The following is an 18,827-nucleotide window of genomic DNA, read 5'->3' as shown; positions in this document are numbered from 1 at the left end:
GGAGCTTGGACAATCGCCGAGGCCTCCCCTATAACCGCCGGTCATGAGCGAGAGCGACACATCTTCCAGAGGGGGAGTGCTGGCCGACCTGCACTTGGCCGCCACCTTCCTGACGCGCCTCCGGCTGCCGCCCCTCGCCGCCCTGCCGCCGGGCGGGCTGGCCGGGTCCATGTGGGCCTTTCCGTTGGTCGGCGCGGTGGTCGGCGGCATCGGTGCACTGGTGCTGTGGGCTGCGGGGCTGGTGCTGCCGCCACTGGTCGCCGCCCTGCTGGCCCTGGCGGTGATGGCGCTGCTGACCGGCGCCCTGCACGAGGACGGCCTGGCCGACATGGCCGACGGCTTCGGCGGCGGACGCGACAAGGCACGCAAGCTGGAGATCATGCGCGACAGCCGCATCGGTTCCTACGGCGTGCTGGCCCTGGTGCTGCTGGTGGGGCTGAAGGCCGCCGCACTATCCCCCGCCCTGCCGCTGGCCCTGGTCGCCGCCGCCGCCCTGTCCCGCGCCGTGATGCCCGCCGTCCTGCATCTCCTGCCGCCGGCACGTGACGACGGCCTGGGCGCCGGAGCCGGAACTCCGTCTGCCGCGACCGTCTGGATCGCCCTGGCCCTGGGCGCTGCGGTGGTGCTGCTCTGCCTGCCCGGCTGGACCGGCTTTGCCGCCCTTTGCGCCGCCGCCCTGGCCGCTCTCGCCGTTACCCGGCTCGCCCGGCGCCAAATCGGCGGCCATACCGGCGACGTCCTGGGCGCCTTGCAACAGATCACCGAGACGGCGGTCCTGATCGCCGCCGTGGGAGCCCTATGAAACATTCGACCCGTTGGTGGTGGCTGCGCCACGCCCCCGTTCCCGATCCCGAAGGCCGCATCCATGGCCGCCTCGACCTGCCCTGCGACACCTCGGAAACGGAAGATTTCGCCGCCCTCGCCCGGCTGCTGCCGCGCGGTGCGGTGCTGGTGGAGAGCGGCCTGATCCGCTGCATGCAGACGACCGAGGCGCTGAGCAATGTCGGCCTGCCGCTGCCGCCGCCGATCATCGTGCCGGCCTTTGTGGAACAGGATTTCGGCCACTGGCAGGGGCAAAGCTGGAGCCGCCTGCAAACCGCCAAGGACCCCGACCTGGCGGCCTTCTGGCAGGCCCCCGCCACGACGCCCCCGCCCGGCGGCGAGAGTTTCTCCGACATGGTCGAGCGGGTGAAGGCCGCCATCGACGTGCTGACCGAGGAAAATCCCAACCGCGATATCATCGCCATCGCCCATGCCGGCACCATCCGCGCCGCCCTGGCGATCGCGCTGGACCTTCCGCCCGAAACCGCCTTGCGCTTCGCCGTTGCGCCGCTGTCGCTGACCCGCCTCGAAGTGATGGACGGCGCCTGGGCGGTGAACGGCGTGAACCTCCTGCCGGGCTAGCGACTAGAAGCCTGCGGAGAAACTCCTGTTTCCATCGTCATTCCCGCGAAAGCGGGAATCCATGCTGCCGCAACATCAGCATCGAGCGGGTTGCCTCTCCACAAGCCCCGACATGCCCCCCGCTTTCGCGGGGGTGACGAGTCGGTGCAGACAGAGACGAGGTTTTCCGCAGCGTGGTAGGAACTAGCGCAACACCACCAGCGCCAGCAGCACCGCGACCAGCACCCAGGGCAGCCAGTTGGGCGTGAGCGAGCGGCGGCGTTCGCGGGTCAGGGCCTTGACCGAATCGGGGTGCAGGCGCACCCCCTTGTGCGACATCAGTCCGGCCACGTTCTCGGTATCGGCCAGCAGCTTGGGCAGGCGTTCGAGCGACAGCAGGACATTGCCCATGGTCTCGCGCATCCGCGCCTCGGGGCCCAGATTGTCGCGCATCCATTGCTCGATCAGCGGCTGGGCCAGCTGCCACATATTGATGCGCGGATTCAGGATGCGACCGATACCTTCGGCCACCAGCATGCTTTTCTGCAGCAGCAGAAGCTGGGGCTGGGTCTCCATCTCGAAGGTCTCGGTCACCTGGAAAAGCTGGCCGAGCAGGCGTCCGATGGAAATTTCGTGCAGTTCGCGGCCCAGGATCGGCTGGCCGATGGAACGGCAGGCCTGGGTGAACAAATCGATATTCTGGTCGGCGGGCACCCAGCCCGCATCGAAATGCACCCGGGCGACGCGGCGGTAGTCGCCGGTCAGGAAGCCCAGCAGCATCTCGCCGAGATGGCGCCGCGTGGCTTCGTCCACCCGGCCCATGATGCCGAAATCGACGGCCACCAGATTGCCTTCGGCATCGACGAACAGATTGCCCGGATGCAGGTCGGCATGGAAGAAGCCGTCGCGGAAGACCTGGTTGAAGAAGCTTTCGGCGGCCTTGACCATGATCGAGTCGAGGTCGTGGCCTGCGGCGATCAGGGCCTCGCGCTCGTCGACGGGAATGCCCATGACGCGTTCCTGCGTCATCACCCGCTGCGAGGTGCGCTGCCAGTCGATCTCGGGTACCCGGAAGGTCGGGTCGCCGGCAAAATTGTCGGCCAGTTCGGCCGCCGCCGCCGCTTCGAAGCGCAGATCCATCTCCATGGTGACGGATTCCTCGAAGGTACGGACGGCCTCGACCAGCTTCAGGCGGCGCAGGGAAGGCTGGGTGAAGTCGATCAGTTCGGCCAGCCAGTAGAACAGCGAGATGTCGCGCTCGAATTTTTGTTCGATACCCGGGCGCAGGATCTTGACCGCCACCTCCCGCCCCTCGTTGGTGACGGCGAAATGCACCTGGGCGATGGAAGCCGCCGCGACGGGCTTTTCATCGAAGCTGGCATAAAGCACCTCAATGCTCTCGCCGAACTCCTCCTCGATGATGCGCTTGGCCTCGGCGCTGTCGAAAGGCTCCAGCTTGTCCTGAAGCTCGGCCAGATCGGCGGCCACCTGATCGCCGATCAGGTCGGCGCGCGTGGACAGGGCCTGGCCCAGCTTGATGAAGGTCGGCCCCAATTCCCGCAGCGCCCCGGCCAGGCGCTGGCCCGGACGGCCTTCTTCCTTGCGCCGCGCCAGCATCTTGGCGGTCAGGGTCAGCGGCCAGGTGACGCTGAGGCGTTCGAGCAGGAACAGAGCGTCGTAGCGCGCCAGCGTGCGCGCGATGACGAACAGGCGCCAGAGGTTGCGGACGGTGTTGATCATCGTCTACAGGCGCCAGCCCGAATGGATCGCGGCGATGCCGCCGGAAAGATCGCGCCACGACACCCGTTCAAGCCCGGCGGCACGCATGCGCTCGGCCAGTTCGGGCTGCGGGGGGAAGCGGCGGATCGATTCCACCAGATACTGATAGGCCTCGCGGTTGCGCGCGACCACCTGGCCGAGAACCGGCAGCAGGTCGAAGGAATAGCGGTCGTAGACCTCGCGCAGGCCGGGCACGGTCACATGGCTGAATTCCAGGCAGAGGAAGCGCCCGCCGGGCTTCAGGACGCGCCGGGCCTCCTTCAGCGCTGCGTCGATATGGGTGACGTTGCGCAGGCAGAAGGCGATGGTATAGGCATCCATGCTGGCATCGGGGATGGGCAGGCGCTCGGCGTCGCCGCAAACCCAGCTGATGCCTTCGATGATGCCCTTGTTCAGCGCGCGGTCGCGGCCCACCGACAGCATTTCGCGGTTGATGTCGCAGACTACCACCGGTCCGCCGCCGCGCTTGCGGAAACGGAAGGCGATATCGCCCGTGCCGCCACCCACGTCGACCAGAGCCATGCCCGGACGCGGACGCAGCCAGCCGATCATCGAATCTTTCCACAGCCGATGGACGCCCAGGCTCATCAGGTCGTTCATCAGATCGTATTTGGGCGCCACCTCGTCGAAGACGCCGCGCACGAGCGAGGCCTTCTCCTCTTCGCGCACGGTACGGAAGCCGAAATGGGTGGTGCCCTCGGGGCGGTTCTGATCTTCTGTCGTCATGGTGCAAGACCATATCCCAAGGCCGCACGTCGCGCCATGGGGAAGCGGCGCCTCTTGATCTTGCCGTATTTTCCATGTCTGTCTAGCAAAGCGGATATTTCAAAAGACGAGCCCATGCCCGAACTTCCCGAAGTCGAAACCGTAAAGCGCGGCTTGGCCGCCGTCATGGACGGCCGCGTGCTGGCCCATGTCGAGGCAAGACGGCCCGACCTGCGCATTCCCCTGCCCGAAGCCTTCGCCGAACGCCTGACCGGACGACGGGTCGAGACCGTGGGACGGCGGGCGAAATACCTGGTCATCCGCCTTTCGGGCGGATTGGTGCTGCTGGGCCATCTGGGCATGAGCGGGCGCATGATCATCTCGCCCAGCCTGCGCAACGAACCGCCGGGCTGCCACGACCATGTGGAATTCCGCACCGAGGAAGGGGTGGTGATCACCTATTGCGATCCCCGCCGCTTCGGCCTGATGACGCTATGCGAGGAAGAGGCCCTGGCCGCCCACCCCCTGCTGGCCGGGCTGGGGCCGGAACCCCTGGGCGAGGATTTCACGCCCGATACTCTGTCGAAGGCTCTTTCGGGCAAGGAAACGCCGATCAAGATGGCCCTGCTCGACCAGAAACTTGTTGCCGGTCTGGGCAATATCTATGTCTCGGAAGCCCTGTTCCGGGCCGGAATCTCGCCCAAGCGCAGCGCCGCCACGGTGGCGGGAAAGCGGGCCGAGAAGCTGGTCCCGGCGATCAAGGCGGTGCTGGAGGAAGCCATCGCCGCAGGCGGGTCGTCCCTGCGCGACCATCGCCAGCCTTCCGGCGAATTGGGCTATTTCCAGCATAATTTCGCCGTCTACGGCCGCGAGGGCGAGCCTTGCCCCGGATGCGACTGCGACCTTGCCCGCACTGGGGGTATAAAGCGAATGGTACAGGCCGGTAGAAGCACTTTCTATTGTACGAAACGCCAACGCTAATGATATTAGGCATCGTCATGGCGCTGTTTCGTGCTCTCCGAGCCTCCCTTGCGGTGGCCGCTGTCCTTTTCGCCCTGCTGCCGGGCAGCGGGCAGGCTGCGGCTTTCCTGGAGGCGGTCGAGGATATTCCACTGATGCCCGGCTTGGCCGAGCAGACGGAGGCGGGTTTGTCTTTCGACACCGCCACGGGACGAATCGTCGAGGCCTATGCCCATGGCGACGTGTCCGCCACCGATGTCGCTTCCTTCTATACGGCGGCCTTGCCCGAACTGGGCTGGCAGCAAATCACGGGCCTGTCCTTCCGCCGCGAAGGCGAGATGCTGCGCCTGGACGTCACCGGCCAGGGGCCGGTCACGGTTCGCTTTACCCTGTCGCCGCAATGAGCGGCGCCATCATGTTCGACGGCAAATGACCGTTCCACAAGAACAGGAGCTTCGAGTCGATGGCTTACGAGAACATCCTTGTCGAAACGCGCGGCCGGGTCGGCCTGATCACTCTCAATCGTCCCAAGGCCCTGAACGCGCTCTGCGCGGATCTGATCGAGGAGTTGGGCCGGGCGCTCGATGCCTTCGAGGCGGATGACGAGGTCGGCGCCATCGTCCTGACGGGCAGCGAGAAGGCCTTCGCCGCCGGCGCCGACATCAAGGAAATGCAGCCCAAGTCCTACATGGACGCCTATCTCGAGGACTTCATCACCAAGGGCTGGGAGCATGTGACGACCTGCCGCAAGCCCGTCATCGCCGCCGTGTCCGGCTATGCCCTGGGCGGCGGCTGCGAACTGGCGATGATGTGCGACTTCATCCTGGCCGCCGACACCGCCAAGTTCGGCCAGCCGGAAATCACGCTGGGCATCATCCCCGGCGCCGGCGGCACCCAGCGCCTGACCCGCTATGTCGGCAAGTCCAAGGCGATGGAAATGGTCCTCACGGGCCGCATGATGGACGCCGCCGAGGCCGAACGCTCCGGCTTGGTCAGTCGCGTCGTCCCCGCCGCCGATCTGCTGGACGAGGCCCTGAAGGTGGCCGACCGCATCGCCGGCCTGTCGCGTCCCAGCGTGATGATGGCCAAGGACTGCATCAACCGCGCCTACGAGACCACCCTGCGCGAGGGCGTGATGTACGAACGGCGCGTCTTCCATTCCACCTTCGCCACCGAGGACCAGAAGGAAGGCATGGCCGCCTTCATCGAGAAGCGCCAGCCCAATTTCAAGAATCGGTGAATCGCTACCAAGTATTGGGGATGGTTCAACGCTATCCCCAACCTGCTGTTGGAGTCTCCGGGGACTCTGGATCGAGTCATCGGCGAGTCTTCGCCCATTGCGATTCCTGTGTTGACGTAAGCCCCCGGCGCGACCTATAAACGCGCCTTCCGATTTCGCATTGTTCTGAAAATAGGTTCGACAACCATGGCCCATCACAAGTCGGCTCAGAAGCGCATCCGCCAGACCGAGCGCCGCACCGAAGTCAACCGTGCCCGCGTGAGCCGTATCCGCACCTTCGTCAAGAAGGTGGAACTCGCTCTTGCCGCCGGCGACAAGGAGCAGGCCACGGCTGCCCTGCGCGCCGCCGAGCCGGAATTGGCCCGTGGCGTGAACGCCGGTGTCCTGCACCGCAACACCGCTGCTCGCAAGGTGTCGCGTCTGACCGCCCGCGTGAAGGCCCTCTAAGGCTTTCCTTCGCGCGTCCGACTGCCGAAACCGCATCCGTCGAAAGCGGGTGCGGTTTTCGCATGCCCGAAAGCCAGGAATGGCGGATTCTCGGGCTTTTGGAACAAGGTCTTATTGCCTTGGGCGTCCTGCCCAGCTATCTTTTTGGTCCTGCCCGCGGCAGGTTCGTCAAAAGCACCAAGAACAATCGAACCAAAGACCGCATTGCCTGCCCTTCTCCTCTACAGCAGGTATCGCGGTGCCCTTTGTCATGACCGGGTATCCGGAAAAGGGAAAAGGCTTGGGGTTCGGCCTTGGTGGCTTGTCAGGGGCCATGCACGGCGGAAGCCGGCGTGCCGGGAAAAGTGATGTCGTACGGGACTGACCAGATGCTCAATGCCCAATGGGACCGAGTGCGCGGCCGATTGCGCGAGGAATACGGCGATTCCGCCTTCAAGTCCTGGCTGCAACCGCTGAGCCTGGCGGACCTGCGCGACGGCATCCTGCGCCTGGCGGTGCCGACCAATTTCATGCGCGACTGGGTCGCGGCCCATTACGGCGAGCGCATCCGCATCCTGTGGGGTGCCGAGAATCCCGATATCCGCAGCATCGACTTCGTGGTCCAGCCGGTCCGCCCGGTTGCTGCCGCCGCCGTCGCCCAGCCGGTGGCCGAAGTCGCCGCGGCCTCCGCCGCCCCGGCCATCCAGCCGCCGCGCGCCGAAACGGCCACGGCTGCCGCCGTCGGCAGCGCCGTCTCGGGCAATGACGAGATCTCGGCGCCGCTGGACCCGCGCTACACCTTCGACAATTTCGTCGTCGGCAAGCCCAACGAATTCGCCTATGCCGCCGCCCGCCGCGTGGCCGAGGCCGAAGTGGTGTCCTTCAATCCGCTGTTCCTCTATGGCGGCGTCGGTCTCGGCAAGACTCATCTGATGCATGCCATCGCCCACCACATCCGCGCCCGCAATCCGGCGCGCACGGTGATCTATCTCTCGGCCGAGAAGTTCATGTACCGCTTCGTGCGGGCCCTGCGCTATCAGGACACCATGGCCTTCAAGGAGCAGTTCCGCTCGGTCGATGTGCTGATGATCGACGACGTGCAGTTCATCGGCGGCAAGGATTCCACCCAGGAGGAATTCTTCCACACCTTCAATTCGCTGGTCGACCAGGGGCGCCAGATCGTCATCTCCGCCGACAAGTCGCCGTCGGACCTGGAAGGCATGGAAGACCGGCTGAAATCGCGCCTGGGCTGCGGCCTGGTCGCCGATATCCACGCCACCTCCTACGAACTGCGCCTCGGCATCCTTGATGCCAAATGCGAGCAGATGGGCGTGAGCGTGCCGACCAAGGTGCAGGAATTCCTGGCGCACAAGATCACCTCGAACGTCCGCGAACTGGAAGGCGCGCTGAACCGCGTCATCGCCCATGCCCAGCTCGTCGGACGCGACATCACCCTGGAAAGCACCCAGGAGGTGCTGCACGACCTGCTGCGCGCCAACGACCGCCGCATCACGGTCGAGGAAATCCAGAAACGGGTGGCCGAGCATTTCAACATCCGCATCTCGGACATGCATTCCGCCCGGCGCTCGCGTCAGGTGGCCCGGCCCCGTCAGGTGGCGATGTATCTGTCGAAGCAATTGACCTCGCGCTCGCTGCCCGAGATCGGCCGCAAATTCGGCGGCCGCGACCATACCACCGTCATGCATGCGGTGAAGAAGGTCGAGGAACTCTGCCAGACCGACATTTCCTTCGCGGAAGATGTCGAACTGCTCCGGCGCATGCTGGAAGGCTGAGCCGGGGCCGTCTCGAAGCATGGCCGCGGCTCAGCACGCGGGGGCGCGCTAAGGCAGAGGGCAAATATATAAATTTGGAGCGTGATGCGGATTTACCGCGTCACGCTCCAAGGGCATCACGCCTTAGCCTTTGCTCGCCACCCGCAGCAGCGGGCGGACTTCCTCCGCCGCGGTCAGGTCGGCCAGATGGCGTTCCCATGCCGAAACCCAATCACCGACCGCTTCGGTCAGGCAATCCTGCACATCACGGCCGGTTTCCGTTGCCAGCCGTTCCAGGCGTTCTCGCAGTTCCGCGGGCACCGTCACGGTGAGATCTTCCATAGGTAAACCTTCCCCCTGTGAAGACGACTTCCCGCCCGAAAATCGCCACAAGAACCTTTATCAATAGTCGAGTATATGGGCAGCGGGCGCAATGTGCCAGTTTTGAGAAGTGACACCTTTTATGCTATTCCTCCGGCCATGACCTCTCCATCCGGCACTTCCCCCCTCCGCGCAGACAAAGGCGAAAAGCCCTCTTCTGCCAAGAACGGCGAGTCTCGCAGGAAACGCAGCGGCGGCGGCAGGAAACCTCCTTCGGGCAAGAAGTCCAAGGGAAGGCGTCTGTTTCTCTTTCTGCTCAAATGGTCCGTGACGCTCGGCATCTGGGGGGCCGTCGGCCTGGCCGGGGTGCTGCTGTATTACGCCTATGACCTGCCCGAGATCGAAAGCGCCACCACCTTCACCCGGCGGCCCAGCATCTCCTTCGTCTCGGTCCAGGGGGAAACCTTCGCCGCCTTCGGCGACCTGTATGGCGAGGCGGTCTCGCTGGCGACCCTGCCGCGCCACCTGCCCCAGGCGGTGCTGGCGACCGAGGACCGGCGCTTCTACAGGCATTTCGGCCTCGACTTCATCGGCCTGGCCCGTGCCGCCCATGTCAATTATCAGGCCGGGCGCATCGTCCAGGGCGGCAGCACCATCACCCAGCAATTGGCCAAGAACCTTTTCCTGACGCCCGAGCGCACGATGAAGCGCAAGATCCAGGAATTGCTGATGGCCCTGAAGCTGGAATACCGCTTCACCAAGGACCAGATCCTGACCCTGTACCTGAACCGGGTCTATCTCGGGGCGGGCACCTATGGGGTGGAAGCGGCCGCGCAACGCTATTTCGGCCATTCCGCGCGCGAGGTGGATCTCTATCAGGCGGCGATGATCGCCGGGCTGCTGAAGGCGCCGTCGCGCTACAATCCGCGCGCGGACCGTAATGCGTCGCATCAGCGCACGGTGCAGGTCCTCGCCAATATGGTCGCCGCCGGTTACATCACCCAGGCCGAGGCCGCCCATGCCGCGCAGGTCGGCCCGACCGGCGTCCGCCAGTTCTCCCCCGCCGGACGCTATTTCGCCGATTGGCTGATGGAGCAGATCGAAAGCTTCGGCCTGCCGCCGAATCGCGACCTGGTGGTGCAGACCACGCTGGATATCGCCCTCCAGCGCCGGGTGGACCGTGAATTGTCCACGCTGCTGGCCGATGCCGGCAGCAAGGCCGGGGCCAGCCAGGGGGCCGTGGTGGTGATGTCGCAGGACGGCGCCATCCGCGCTTTGTCGGGCGGGCGCCATTACGGCGAAAGCCAGTTCAACCGCGCCACCCAAAGCCGCCGCCAGCCCGGCTCGGCCTTCAAGCCCTTCGTCTATCTGGCCGCACTGGAAGCCGGGCTCAGCCCCGAAGACCTCATCGAGGATGCCCCGGTCCGCATCGGCAACTGGCGGCCGGAAAACCTCAACGGCCGCTACGAGGGGCCGATCAGCCTGCGCCGCGCCATGTCGCAATCGAGCAATGCCGTGGCCGTGCGCCTGATCGACCGGGTGGGCACCAAGCGGGTGATCCAGACGGCGCAGCGCCTGGGCATCACCTCGCCGATCGCCAACGACGCCTCCATCGCGCTGGGAACCAGCGAGGTCTCGCTGCTGGAACTGACCGGGGCCTATGTGCCCTTCTCCAATGGCGGCTATGCCGTCTGGCCGCACGGCATCAGCGAGATCCGCGACCGCTCGGGCCAAGTCCTGTGGCGGCGCAGCGGCGGCGGGCCGGGCCAGATGATCTCGGCGGGGCCGCTGGCCGCGCTGAATTCCATGCTGGCAGACGTCGTCGATTACGGCACCGGCCGGAATGCCCGGATCGACCGTCCGGCAGCGGGCAAGACCGGCACCAGCCAGGATTACCGCGATGCCTGGTTCGTCGGCTATACCGCCGATCTGGTCGCCGGGGTATGGGTCGGCAATGACGACGGCACCCCCATGAAGCGCGTCACCGGCGGCGGCCTGCCTGCCCAGCTTTGGGCCAAGGTCATGAACCATGCCCATGAGGGCCAGCCGGTCCGCCAGTTGCCCGGCGTCATGGCCTACAGCCCGCCGCCGCCGCCCGCACCGGCGGCGCCCGTCATCCACAATCCGCTGCCGGCGGCGGTGGAAACCCTGGAAAGCGTCTGGGATTCGCTGGTGAATACCCTGTTCGGCAGGCGCTAGGGGAAGATCCGCTCAGGCTGACATGATCCGGGGAAACCGGATCATGTCCGGCGCGGCATGATGCCCCAGAAGGTCCCCAATTCGTACAGGGCGTCCTGGAAGGCTTGCAGGCTGACCGGCTTCACCACATAGGCGTTGATGCCCAGGGCATGGCTGCGCGCCAGGTCGGCCTCCTCGCCGGAGGCGGTCAGCATGACCACCGGCAGGGCCTGCGTCGCCGGGGTCTCGCGGATGCGGGCCAGCAGGTCCAGGCCGCCCAGCTTGGGCAGCTTGATGTCCAGCAGGATCATCCCGGGCTGCAGCCCCTTCCCGGTTTCGGGAAAAAGCATCGCGGCGGCCTCGGCGCCGTCGCGGGCCACCACCACTTCATTCGCCAGACGGCTTTGCACCAGGGTGTTGAGGGTCAGTTCCACATCACGGGGATCGTCTTCAACCAGTAAGATTGGCTTCAGGCTGGACATGTCTGCGGCCTCTCCTCCAACGGGTCTCTCCCACCGAGACCGGTCGTGCCGATTGTGACGCATTTCACTCGAATTCACCCCGGAATGTACTTAGATTGCTTGCTCAATGACAATAGCTGTGACCGAGGGAATGTTCTGTGGCAACGCCCGAGTCAGGCCCCAATAAAGCGGGCAGCAGAAGCAATAACCGCAAGAAACCAAGGGGCGTAGTCGGCGTCGGAGCCTCGGCCGGTGGCCTGGAAGCCTTGCGCATCTTCTTCCAGAACATGCCCGCCAAATCCGGCCTCTCCTTCATCGTGGTCCAGCATCTCTCGCCGGATCACAAGAGCCTGATGGCGGACCTGCTGTCCAAGCATACCACCATGCCGGTCTCCGAAGCCGGGGACGGCATGGTGGTGGAGCCCGACAAGGTCTATCTGCTGCCGCCGGGCAAGCTGCTGACCATCTCCGGCGGCCGCCTGAATCTGGTGGTCAAGGAGGCCAGCACCAATCTCAGCCTGCCCATCGACCTGTTCCTCGAAAGCCTGGCGACCGATCAGCGCGAGAAGGCCATCGCCGTCATCCTTTCGGGAACCGGCAGCGACGGTTCGCGCGGCATTCGCGCCATCAAGGAAGCGGGCGGCCGGGTATTGGTGCAGGAACCCTACAGCTCCGCCTTCGACGGCATGCCGCGCAGCGCCATCGCCTCGGGAGTGGTCGACGACGTGGTGCCCGCCGACATGCTGGCCGATTCCATCATCGCGCTGTCCCACGCGCCGCGCCCGCGTGGGCAGACGGGAAAGGTGGATCCGGACGATCCGCAGATCGAACAGGTGCTGTCGGCCTTGCATCTCCATGCCGATGTGGATTTTTCCCATTACCGCCGCTCAACCCTAGCGCGGCGGATCGAACGGCGCTTGTCGCTGCAAGGCCTGGCCGATCTGGCCTCCTATGCCAGACATCTGCGCGAAACCCCGGTGGAGGCCCAGCTTCTCTGCAAGGACCTGCTGATCAACGTCACCCGCTTCTTCCGCGACGAAGGCGCCTTCGACGCCTTGGCCGAGCAGGTGATTCCCGATGTGGTGAAGGCGGCGGGCCCCAGCGACCCGGTCCGGGTCTGGGTCTGCGGCTGCGCCACCGGTGAGGAGGCCTATTCCATCGCCATCCTGTTCGCCGAGCATCTGCGCAAGACGGGACGGGACCGCGACATCAAGATCTTTGCCACCGATATCGACCATGACGCCGTCGAAATCGCCAGCCATGGTGCCTACGATCCTCATCAACTGGACGACATGGTGCCCGAGCTGCGCCAGCGCTATTTCACCCGCCGGGGTGAAAGGCTCTGCGTCACGCCGACGATCCGGCAGATGGTGGTCTTCGCCCGCCACAACGTCCTCAAGGACCCGCCCTTCACCCGCGTCCATCTGATCAGCTGCCGCAATCTGTTGATCTATATGGAGCCGATCCTGCAACGCAAGGTGCTCTCCCGCTTCCACTACGCCTTGCGGGCCGGCGGCTATCTGTTCCAGGGATCGAGCGAGACCCTGGGCGACCTCGCCAGCGGTTTCAGCGTCGTCGACGGCAAGCACAAGATCTATCAGGTGGTGCGCGAGGCCAAGCGCCTGCCGCCCGACCTGCTGCCCGCGACCGCCCTGCCCGCGCCCACCGCCCAGCCCCGCCGGTCGCGGGTTACCGCCACGGAAAACGAGATGGCGGTGGATCAGAGCCTGTCGATGCTGATGGAGGATTTCTCCCCGCCGACCTTGCTGGTCAACGATCACCTCGAAATCGTGCATATCTTCGGCGGCGGCAGCCGTTTCCTCCAGATGGCCTCGGGCGCCATGAGCCTGAACCTGCTGAAGCTGCTTCTGCCTTCCTTGCGCGGCATCATCGGCACCGGCGTCCATCACGCCTTCCGCCGGGGAAGCGAGGTCGTCTGCCGCAATGTCAGTGTCGTCACCGCGCGCGGCACCGAACTTCTGCAACCGGTGATCCGGCCCTTCGTCGACCGCAACGGCCGCCCCTATTGCATGGTGGTGATGACCCCCAGCCGCAGCGGCTTCACCGGCGAAGCGCCGAGCATGGAGGGCCTCCAGCGCGAGGCCGCCGAACGTATCCAGGGCCTGGAGATCGACCTTCAGACCAGCCAGGAAAGCCTGCACGCGACCAATGAAGAATTGGAAACGACGAACGAAGAGCTGCAGGCCGCCAACGAGGAATTGCTGACCTCGAACGAGGAATTGCAGAGCACGAACGAAGAGCTGCAATCGGTCAACGAGGAGCTCCATTCGCTCAACGCCGAATACGAGGCCAAGATCGAGGAACTGACGAAGGTCACCGACGACCTGGACAACCTGTTCCAGGCCATCGACCTGCCGGTCCTGTTCCTCGACCAGGACCTGATCATCCGCCGTTTCACCGCGCCCCTGGCGAATTTTCTCAATGTCATGCCCCGTGACATCGGACGGTCCATTGCCCATATCTCGTCCAATTTGGAGTATGGCGACTTTCTTAGGGATCTGCGCACGACCCTGACAGAAGGAAGCACCACCAGCCGGGAGGTCAGATCCTCGTTCGGGCGATGGCTGCTCGTCCGTCTGCTGCCCTATATCTCCGCTCAATCGCGCGGCCAGCAGAAGTCGGCCCCTTCGGGTGTTGTCGTGACCTTCCTCGACATCACCTTGATCAAGGAGGTGCAGATGCGCCTCCAGGCGGTGCTCGACACCTTGCCGGCCAGCGTGGTGGTGCTCGATGCCAGCGGCATCGTGACCTTGGTCAATGCCGCCTGGAAGGATCTGGCGGCAAAACATCTGCCCCTCGTCTCGTCGGCGGGCTTGGGGCGGGATTATCTGCGGCTGTGCCGGGAATTGCTGCCCCTGGGACAGGACCAGTGCCGGGTCCTGAACGAGGCCATGGACATGGTACGGTCCGGCCAGAGCGACATGTACTGGACCAAGCTGCCCTGGGGCGAGCGTTTCCTGCTCCTGCACGTGGCCCTGCTGCCCAATACCGGCGGCAGCCTCGTGGTGACTCACCTGCCGGTCAATACCGGTTTCGATCCGACTGCGCATCAAAGGACCGAAAGGACAGGCTAGATGGATGGTGAGGATTTACGGTCCCGGGCGCGCCTCGCCCTGAAGGAGGGGCGCCTGACGGCCCGGCCGGTGGTTGAACACGAGATGCGCGAGCTGATCGAGGAATTGTTCATCCACCAGGCGGAGCTGGATATCCAGAACGAGGAACTGCGCGGCGCGCAGCTTGAACTGGAAAAATCCCGCCAGCGCTACATGACGCTTTTCAGCACCATTCCGGTGGCCTGTTTCGTCGTCGATCTGGCCGGTTTCGTGCAGGACGTCAACCGCATGGCCATCCGCCAGTTCCGCTCCGTCCAGCACCGCCTGGTGGGGCAGCCGCTGCTGCTGCTGGCTGCCTCGAAGGACCATATGCGGCTTCTCGCCCATGTGGCGGCGGCACGGCGCGGCGAGCCGGTGGAAACGGCGGAATACCTCTTCTACCGCCTGGACGGCACGGTCTTCACCGGCCTGTTCGATTGCGCCTCCTTCGATGACAGCGGCTCGGTCGTCTGTTCCGTGGTCGATATCAGCGACCGCAAGCACGCGATGGAGGCGATGACCGAGGCCAAGGCCCAGATGGAACAGGCGCTGAACGCCAAGACCCGCTTCCTGGCGACGGCCAGCCACGACCTGCGCCAGCCGGTCCATGCCTTGACGCTGTTCATGGAGGCGCTGGAACAGCGCGAACCGGGCCAGGACATCACGCCGATCGTGGAGCGGCTGCGCCAGGCCACCGATTCCCTGCGCAGCCTGCTCGACGGCCTGCTCGACCTGTCGCGGGTGGAGGGCGGGCTGATCACGCCCGAACTCTCCCTTTTTTCCAGCGCCGACATCATGCACCGGCTGGAACTGGAATTTTCGGCCATCGCCCAGCAGAAGGGCCTGCGCTTCAAGACCTTCGCCCCGGATGTCGAGCTGTGGTGCGACCCGCAACTGGTGGAACGCATCCTGCGCAACATCCTTTCCAACGCCATCCGCTACACCGACCAGGGCGGTGTGCTATTCGGCGCCCGGCGGCGCGGTGGCCGGCTGCGTTTCGAAATCTGGGACAGCGGCATCGGCATCCCGGAAGACCAGCTCGACGTGATCTTCGAGGATTTCCATCAGGTCGGCAACAGCGGCCGCAACAGGGAGGGCGGCCTGGGGCTGGGCCTGTCCATCGTCTCCCGCCTGGCGGCCATGACCGGCTGCCGGGTCAGCGTCAAATCGCAGCTTCGCAAGGGATCCTGCTTTTCCGTCGAGGTCCCATTACGGACGGAAAGCTTGGCCTGAGAGAGTAAGTCAGATATTAAGGTTTTCCCCTTACTCTGCGATATGCCTGGAGATGTCTTGACGATGAAGACGAAACCGGAGACGACTGTCCTGGTGGTCGAAGATGACGACATCACCAGAATGCTGCTGGAAAGCCTGCTGACCTCGGAAGGCTATGGCGTGCATACGGCGGGCGACGCCACCACGGCCCTGGCGGTGGCGCTGGGCAAGAATGTCGATGTGGTCATTACCGATATTTCCCTGCCGGATGACGACGGCTTTGCACTGGTGAACAAGATCCAGTCGCAACGTCCGGTCCAAGCCATCGCCCTGACCGGGCACATGCTGGAAGAAGATGATTTCCGCAAAGGCGGTTTCGCCGACTGGCTGCTCAAACCGGTGGATTTCGACGATCTGCTGCGGAGGGTTTCCGCCCTCGCCAGTAATGCCTGAGACGGAGCAGGCACAAAAACTGGCAGCGCGGCTGCGCCGGGAAACATGGCCGATCCATCAACGGCTGGAAGATGATCTGGGGCTGATGGCCCCCGATCTCTCCCGCGAACGCTATCTTTGGCTGTTGACGCGCTTCTGGGGCTTCCATTCCCCCTGGGAAGCGGCTTTGACAGCCATTTTCGGCGAAGGCGACGCCATTTTCGCGCCCCGCCGCCGGCTTCATCTTTTGGAGCAGGACCTGACTTTTCTAGGGCTGACGGCAGAAGAAATCGCCGCCCTTCCCCTTTGTCCCCATCTCCCCGTTTTCCGCAGCCGGGAGGAAGCCTTGGGCTCTCTCTACGTGCTGGAGGGCTCGACCCTCGGCGGCCGTTTCATCACCCGCCATGTCCGCGCCCGCTTCGGCTGGTCGGAGGAACAGGGGATGGCCTATTTCCACAGCCATGGCGCGCAGGTGGGGGCCATGTGGCAGGATTTCCGCCGCATCCTGTCCGCGCATTCCTCGCCCGCCGCTGATGACGCCATCACCGGCATGGCCGTGGCGACCTTCATCGCGCTGCATCGCTGGCTCTGTGTCCCCAAGGAGGCCGAGGCATGACACAGCCGGATTCCTTCCCCGCCGTCGATCTGTCCAACTGCGCCCGCGAGCCCATCCGCATTCCCGGCAGCATCCAGCCCCATGGGGTGCTGTTGGCCTTCGGCGCCGCCGATGGCAGGCTGCGCCAGGTCAGTGCCAATCTCGCCGATGTCTTCGGCATCACTCCGGAAGAGGCGCTGGGCAAGCCGGTCGGACAGCTGCTGGAAAACACGCCCCTGTCATCGCAGATCGAAGATCTGCGCCAGGTCCGGGCGGGGCCGCCCAAGAAATTCCCCAAGCTTTCCCTGCCCTCGGGGAAGTCCTATCAGCTTCTCGCCCATCGCAGCGGCGAGGTGGTGGTGGTCGAACTCGAGGAATGCCCGCCGGCCGCGACGCCCTCACCCGACATCCATGCGCTGCTGCAAGACTCGCTCGACCGCCTGCGCGCCGCTTCGGCCGAGGAACTGGATGCGGTGGCCGCCCAGGAAGTGCGCCGCATCACCGGCTTCGACCGGGTGCTGATCTATCGCTTCGACGAGGAATGGAACGGCATGGTCATTGCCGAAGACCGCAACGAGCATCTGCCGTCCTATCTGGACCTGCGTTTTCCGGCCTCGGACATTCCTGAACAGGCGCGGGAATTGTACCGCATCAACCGCCTGCGCCTGATCCCGGATGCCGCCTATCAGCCGGTTCCCCTGGTGCCGCCCCTCGACCCCGAGACGGGCAAGGCACTCGATCTGAGCTTTTCCGTGCTGCGCAGCGTGTCGCCCATTCACCTGGAATATATGCGCAACATGGGCATCCCTGCCTCCATGTCCTTTTCGGTGATCCAGGGCGAGCGGCTGTGGGGGCTGATTTCCTGCCACAATCATGTACCGGCGGTGGTGCCTTTCGGCATCCGCACCGCCTGTGATCTTTTCAGCCAGGTTTATGCGGTCCAGATCGAATCGCGCGAACGCAGTGCCGATGCCCATCGCCGCCTGAAGCTGAAGCAATGCGAGGCGCGGCTGCTGGCGGCGATGGCGGGGCGCGAGAATTATCTGGCGGCCCTGGCCGAGCAGGGCCGGGACTTTCTGGCTTTGGCCGATGCCCAAGGGGCGGCCATCATCGCGGACGATCAGCTGCACCTGGTCGGCCGGACGCCCAAAGAGGAAATTGTCCGCGACTTGGCGCAATGGCTGCGCGAGCAGGGCAAGGAAGAGGTCTTCGCCACCGATCGTCTGGCCGATCTCTGGCCGCAGGCAAAAGACATTGCCGACAGCGCCAGCGGCGTGCTGGCCGTTTCCATTTCCAGCCTGCATCCCAGCTTCGTCATCTGGTTCCGCCCGGAAGTGGTGCAGACGGTGAAATGGGGCGGCGATCCGCGCAAGCCGGTCGAACCCGAGGCCAAGACCCTGCATCCCCGCAAATCCTTCGAGATGTGGAAGGAAGTGGTGCATCTGCGCTCGCGCCCCTGGCAGCCCAGCGAAATCGATGCCGCCCGCGACCTGCGACAGTCCATCGTTGGCATCGTGCTGCGCCAGGCCGAGGAACTGGCCGAACTGAGCAAGGAATTGGAGCGCAGCAACAAGGAACTGGCCTCCTTCTCCTATTCCGTCTCGCACGACCTGCGCGCGCCTTTCCGCCATATCGTCGGCTATTCGGAATTGCTGCGCGACATGGAAAAAGAGCATTTCAGCCCCGCCGGTCAGCGCTACCTGGACATCATCATCGAATCCGCCCTTTCCGCCGGGGAACTTGTCGACAGCCTTTTGCATTTCGCGCAGATGGGCCGGGCGACGCTGAACCGCCGGCAGGTGGACATGAACACCCTGCTGTGCGAGGTGATCGCCGGGTTGGAAAGCGAAACGGCGGGCCGCCAGATCGTCTGGCGCATCGCCGACCTGCCGCCGGTGGAAGGCGATGCTGTCATGCTGCGCATGGTGCTGCAGAATCTCGTTTCCAACGCGCTCAAATACAGCCGCCAGCGCCATCCCGCGGTGATCGAGATCGGAGCCGAGAAGAAAGAGCCGGGCATGATCACCTATTTCGTGCGCGACAACGGCATCGGCTTTGACATGGCCTATGTGGACAAGCTGTTCGGGGTCTTCCAGCGTCTCCACCGGGCCGAGGAATACGAAGGCATCGGTATCGGCCTTGCCAATGTCCGCCGCGTGGCCGAGCGCCATGGCGGCCGGGCCTGGGCCGAGGGCGAGCCCGGCAAGGGCGCGTCCTTCTATGTCTCGCTGCCTGTGACGGAGCCTTGAT

At 64.8% G+C, this 18,827-nt stretch carries 17 protein-coding genes; 13 read left to right on the top strand and 4 right to left on the bottom strand.

Features of this window, described 5'->3' with window-relative positions; genetic code table 11:
- Positions 1 to 43 precede the first annotated feature (43 nt).
- Positions 44 to 802, top strand: coding sequence for an adenosylcobinamide-GDP ribazoletransferase (gene cobS / locus EPD66_RS15475; protein WP_142849428.1), 759 nt, complete (start codon positions 44 to 46; stop codon positions 800 to 802).
- Positions 799 to 1,404: a histidine phosphatase family protein gene (locus EPD66_RS15470; RefSeq protein WP_142849427.1), complete on the top strand. Its 606-nt coding sequence runs from the start codon at positions 799 to 801 to the stop codon at positions 1,402 to 1,404. The genes cobS and EPD66_RS15470 overlap by 4 nt, the downstream gene beginning before the upstream one ends.
- 183 nt (positions 1,405 to 1,587) lie before the next feature.
- Here EPD66_RS15470 and ubiB read toward each other — a convergent pair whose 3' ends face one another.
- On the bottom strand, positions 1,588 to 3,123 hold the full coding sequence (ubiB, locus tag EPD66_RS15465) for a 2-polyprenylphenol 6-hydroxylase (protein WP_142849426.1): 1,536 nt from the start codon (positions 3,121 to 3,123) through the stop codon (positions 1,588 to 1,590).
- Positions 3,124 to 3,126: 3 nt separating this feature from the next.
- Positions 3,127 to 3,888: a bifunctional demethylmenaquinone methyltransferase/2-methoxy-6-polyprenyl-1,4-benzoquinol methylase UbiE gene (gene ubiE, locus EPD66_RS15460; protein ID WP_142849425.1), complete on the bottom strand. Its 762-nt coding sequence runs from the start codon at positions 3,886 to 3,888 to the stop codon at positions 3,127 to 3,129.
- A gap of 114 nt (positions 3,889 to 4,002) precedes the next feature.
- Here ubiE and mutM point away from each other — a divergent pair, with 114 nt between their 5' ends.
- The 5 genes from mutM to dnaA all read left to right on the top strand — a co-directional run bounded on the left by mutM (position 4,003) and on the right by dnaA (position 8,286).
- Complete coding sequence (mutM, locus tag EPD66_RS15455) at positions 4,003 to 4,848, top strand: bifunctional DNA-formamidopyrimidine glycosylase/DNA-(apurinic or apyrimidinic site) lyase (protein WP_142849424.1); 846 nt, start codon at positions 4,003 to 4,005, stop codon at positions 4,846 to 4,848.
- 53 nt (positions 4,849 to 4,901) lie between these two features.
- Complete coding sequence (locus EPD66_RS15450) at positions 4,902 to 5,231, top strand: hypothetical protein (protein ID WP_255448525.1); 330 nt, start codon at positions 4,902 to 4,904, stop codon at positions 5,229 to 5,231.
- 59 nt (positions 5,232 to 5,290) lie between these two features.
- Positions 5,291 to 6,067: an enoyl-CoA hydratase gene (locus EPD66_RS15445; protein ID WP_142849422.1), complete on the top strand. Its 777-nt coding sequence runs from the start codon at positions 5,291 to 5,293 to the stop codon at positions 6,065 to 6,067.
- Between the two features lie 186 nt (positions 6,068 to 6,253).
- The gene (gene rpsT, locus EPD66_RS15440) at positions 6,254 to 6,514 is read left to right on the top strand and encodes a 30S ribosomal protein S20 (RefSeq protein WP_142849421.1); all 261 of its coding nucleotides are present in this window, start codon (positions 6,254 to 6,256) and stop codon (positions 6,512 to 6,514) included.
- 347 nt (positions 6,515 to 6,861) lie between these two features.
- Positions 6,862 to 8,286 (top strand): chromosomal replication initiator protein DnaA, encoded by a 1,425-nt coding sequence (gene dnaA, locus EPD66_RS15435; RefSeq protein ID WP_142849420.1) that lies wholly within the window; start codon positions 6,862 to 6,864, stop codon positions 8,284 to 8,286.
- Positions 8,287 to 8,409: 123 nt separating this feature from the next.
- On the opposite strand, the gene EPD66_RS15430 is transcribed toward dnaA, so the two are convergent.
- Complete coding sequence (locus EPD66_RS15430; RefSeq protein WP_142849419.1) at positions 8,410 to 8,607, bottom strand: hypothetical protein; 198 nt, start codon at positions 8,605 to 8,607, stop codon at positions 8,410 to 8,412.
- A gap of 306 nt (positions 8,608 to 8,913) precedes the next feature.
- Here EPD66_RS15430 and EPD66_RS15425 point away from each other — a divergent pair, with 306 nt between their 5' ends.
- Positions 8,914 to 10,785: a transglycosylase domain-containing protein gene (locus tag EPD66_RS15425; RefSeq protein WP_255448522.1), complete on the top strand. Its 1,872-nt coding sequence runs from the start codon at positions 8,914 to 8,916 to the stop codon at positions 10,783 to 10,785.
- A gap of 41 nt (positions 10,786 to 10,826) precedes the next feature.
- Here EPD66_RS15425 and EPD66_RS15420 read toward each other — a convergent pair whose 3' ends face one another.
- Positions 10,827 to 11,246 carry a response regulator gene (locus tag EPD66_RS15420; protein WP_142849417.1) on the bottom strand — a complete coding sequence of 140 codons (420 nt, stop codon included), beginning with the start codon at positions 11,244 to 11,246 and terminating at the stop codon, positions 10,827 to 10,829.
- A gap of 137 nt (positions 11,247 to 11,383) precedes the next feature.
- Between EPD66_RS15420 and EPD66_RS15415 the strand changes: the two genes are divergently transcribed.
- The 5 genes from EPD66_RS15415 (at position 11,384) to EPD66_RS15395 (ending at position 18,826) form a co-directional block, all read left to right on the top strand.
- Positions 11,384 to 14,320, top strand: coding sequence for a chemotaxis protein CheB (locus EPD66_RS15415; protein ID WP_142849416.1), 2,937 nt, complete (start codon positions 11,384 to 11,386; stop codon positions 14,318 to 14,320).
- Positions 14,321 to 15,571, top strand: coding sequence for a HAMP domain-containing sensor histidine kinase (locus tag EPD66_RS15410; protein WP_142849415.1), 1,251 nt, complete (start codon positions 14,321 to 14,323; stop codon positions 15,569 to 15,571).
- Between the two features lie 63 nt (positions 15,572 to 15,634).
- The gene (locus EPD66_RS15405; RefSeq protein ID WP_185961439.1) at positions 15,635 to 16,003 is read left to right on the top strand and encodes a response regulator; all 369 of its coding nucleotides are present in this window, start codon (positions 15,635 to 15,637) and stop codon (positions 16,001 to 16,003) included.
- A complete protein-coding gene (locus tag EPD66_RS15400) occupies positions 15,996 to 16,598 on the top strand; it encodes a biliverdin-producing heme oxygenase (protein WP_185961438.1) in 603 nt (200 codons plus the stop codon). The genes EPD66_RS15405 and EPD66_RS15400 overlap by 8 nt, the downstream gene beginning before the upstream one ends.
- A complete protein-coding gene (locus EPD66_RS15395; protein ID WP_142849412.1) occupies positions 16,595 to 18,826 on the top strand; it encodes an ATP-binding protein in 2,232 nt (743 codons plus the stop codon). Before EPD66_RS15400 ends, EPD66_RS15395 begins: the two co-directional genes overlap by 4 nt.
- The last annotated feature ends 1 nt before the right edge of the window (position 18,827 follow it).

The sequence above is a fragment of the Telmatospirillum sp. J64-1 genome (assembly GCF_006980715.1).
GTDB classification, from domain to species: Bacteria; Pseudomonadota; Alphaproteobacteria; order Rhodospirillales; family Magnetospirillaceae; genus Oleiliquidispirillum; species Oleiliquidispirillum nitrogeniifigens.
Note: the sequence above shows the minus strand (reverse complement) of the source record. Positions and strands in the feature narration are given on the sequence as shown.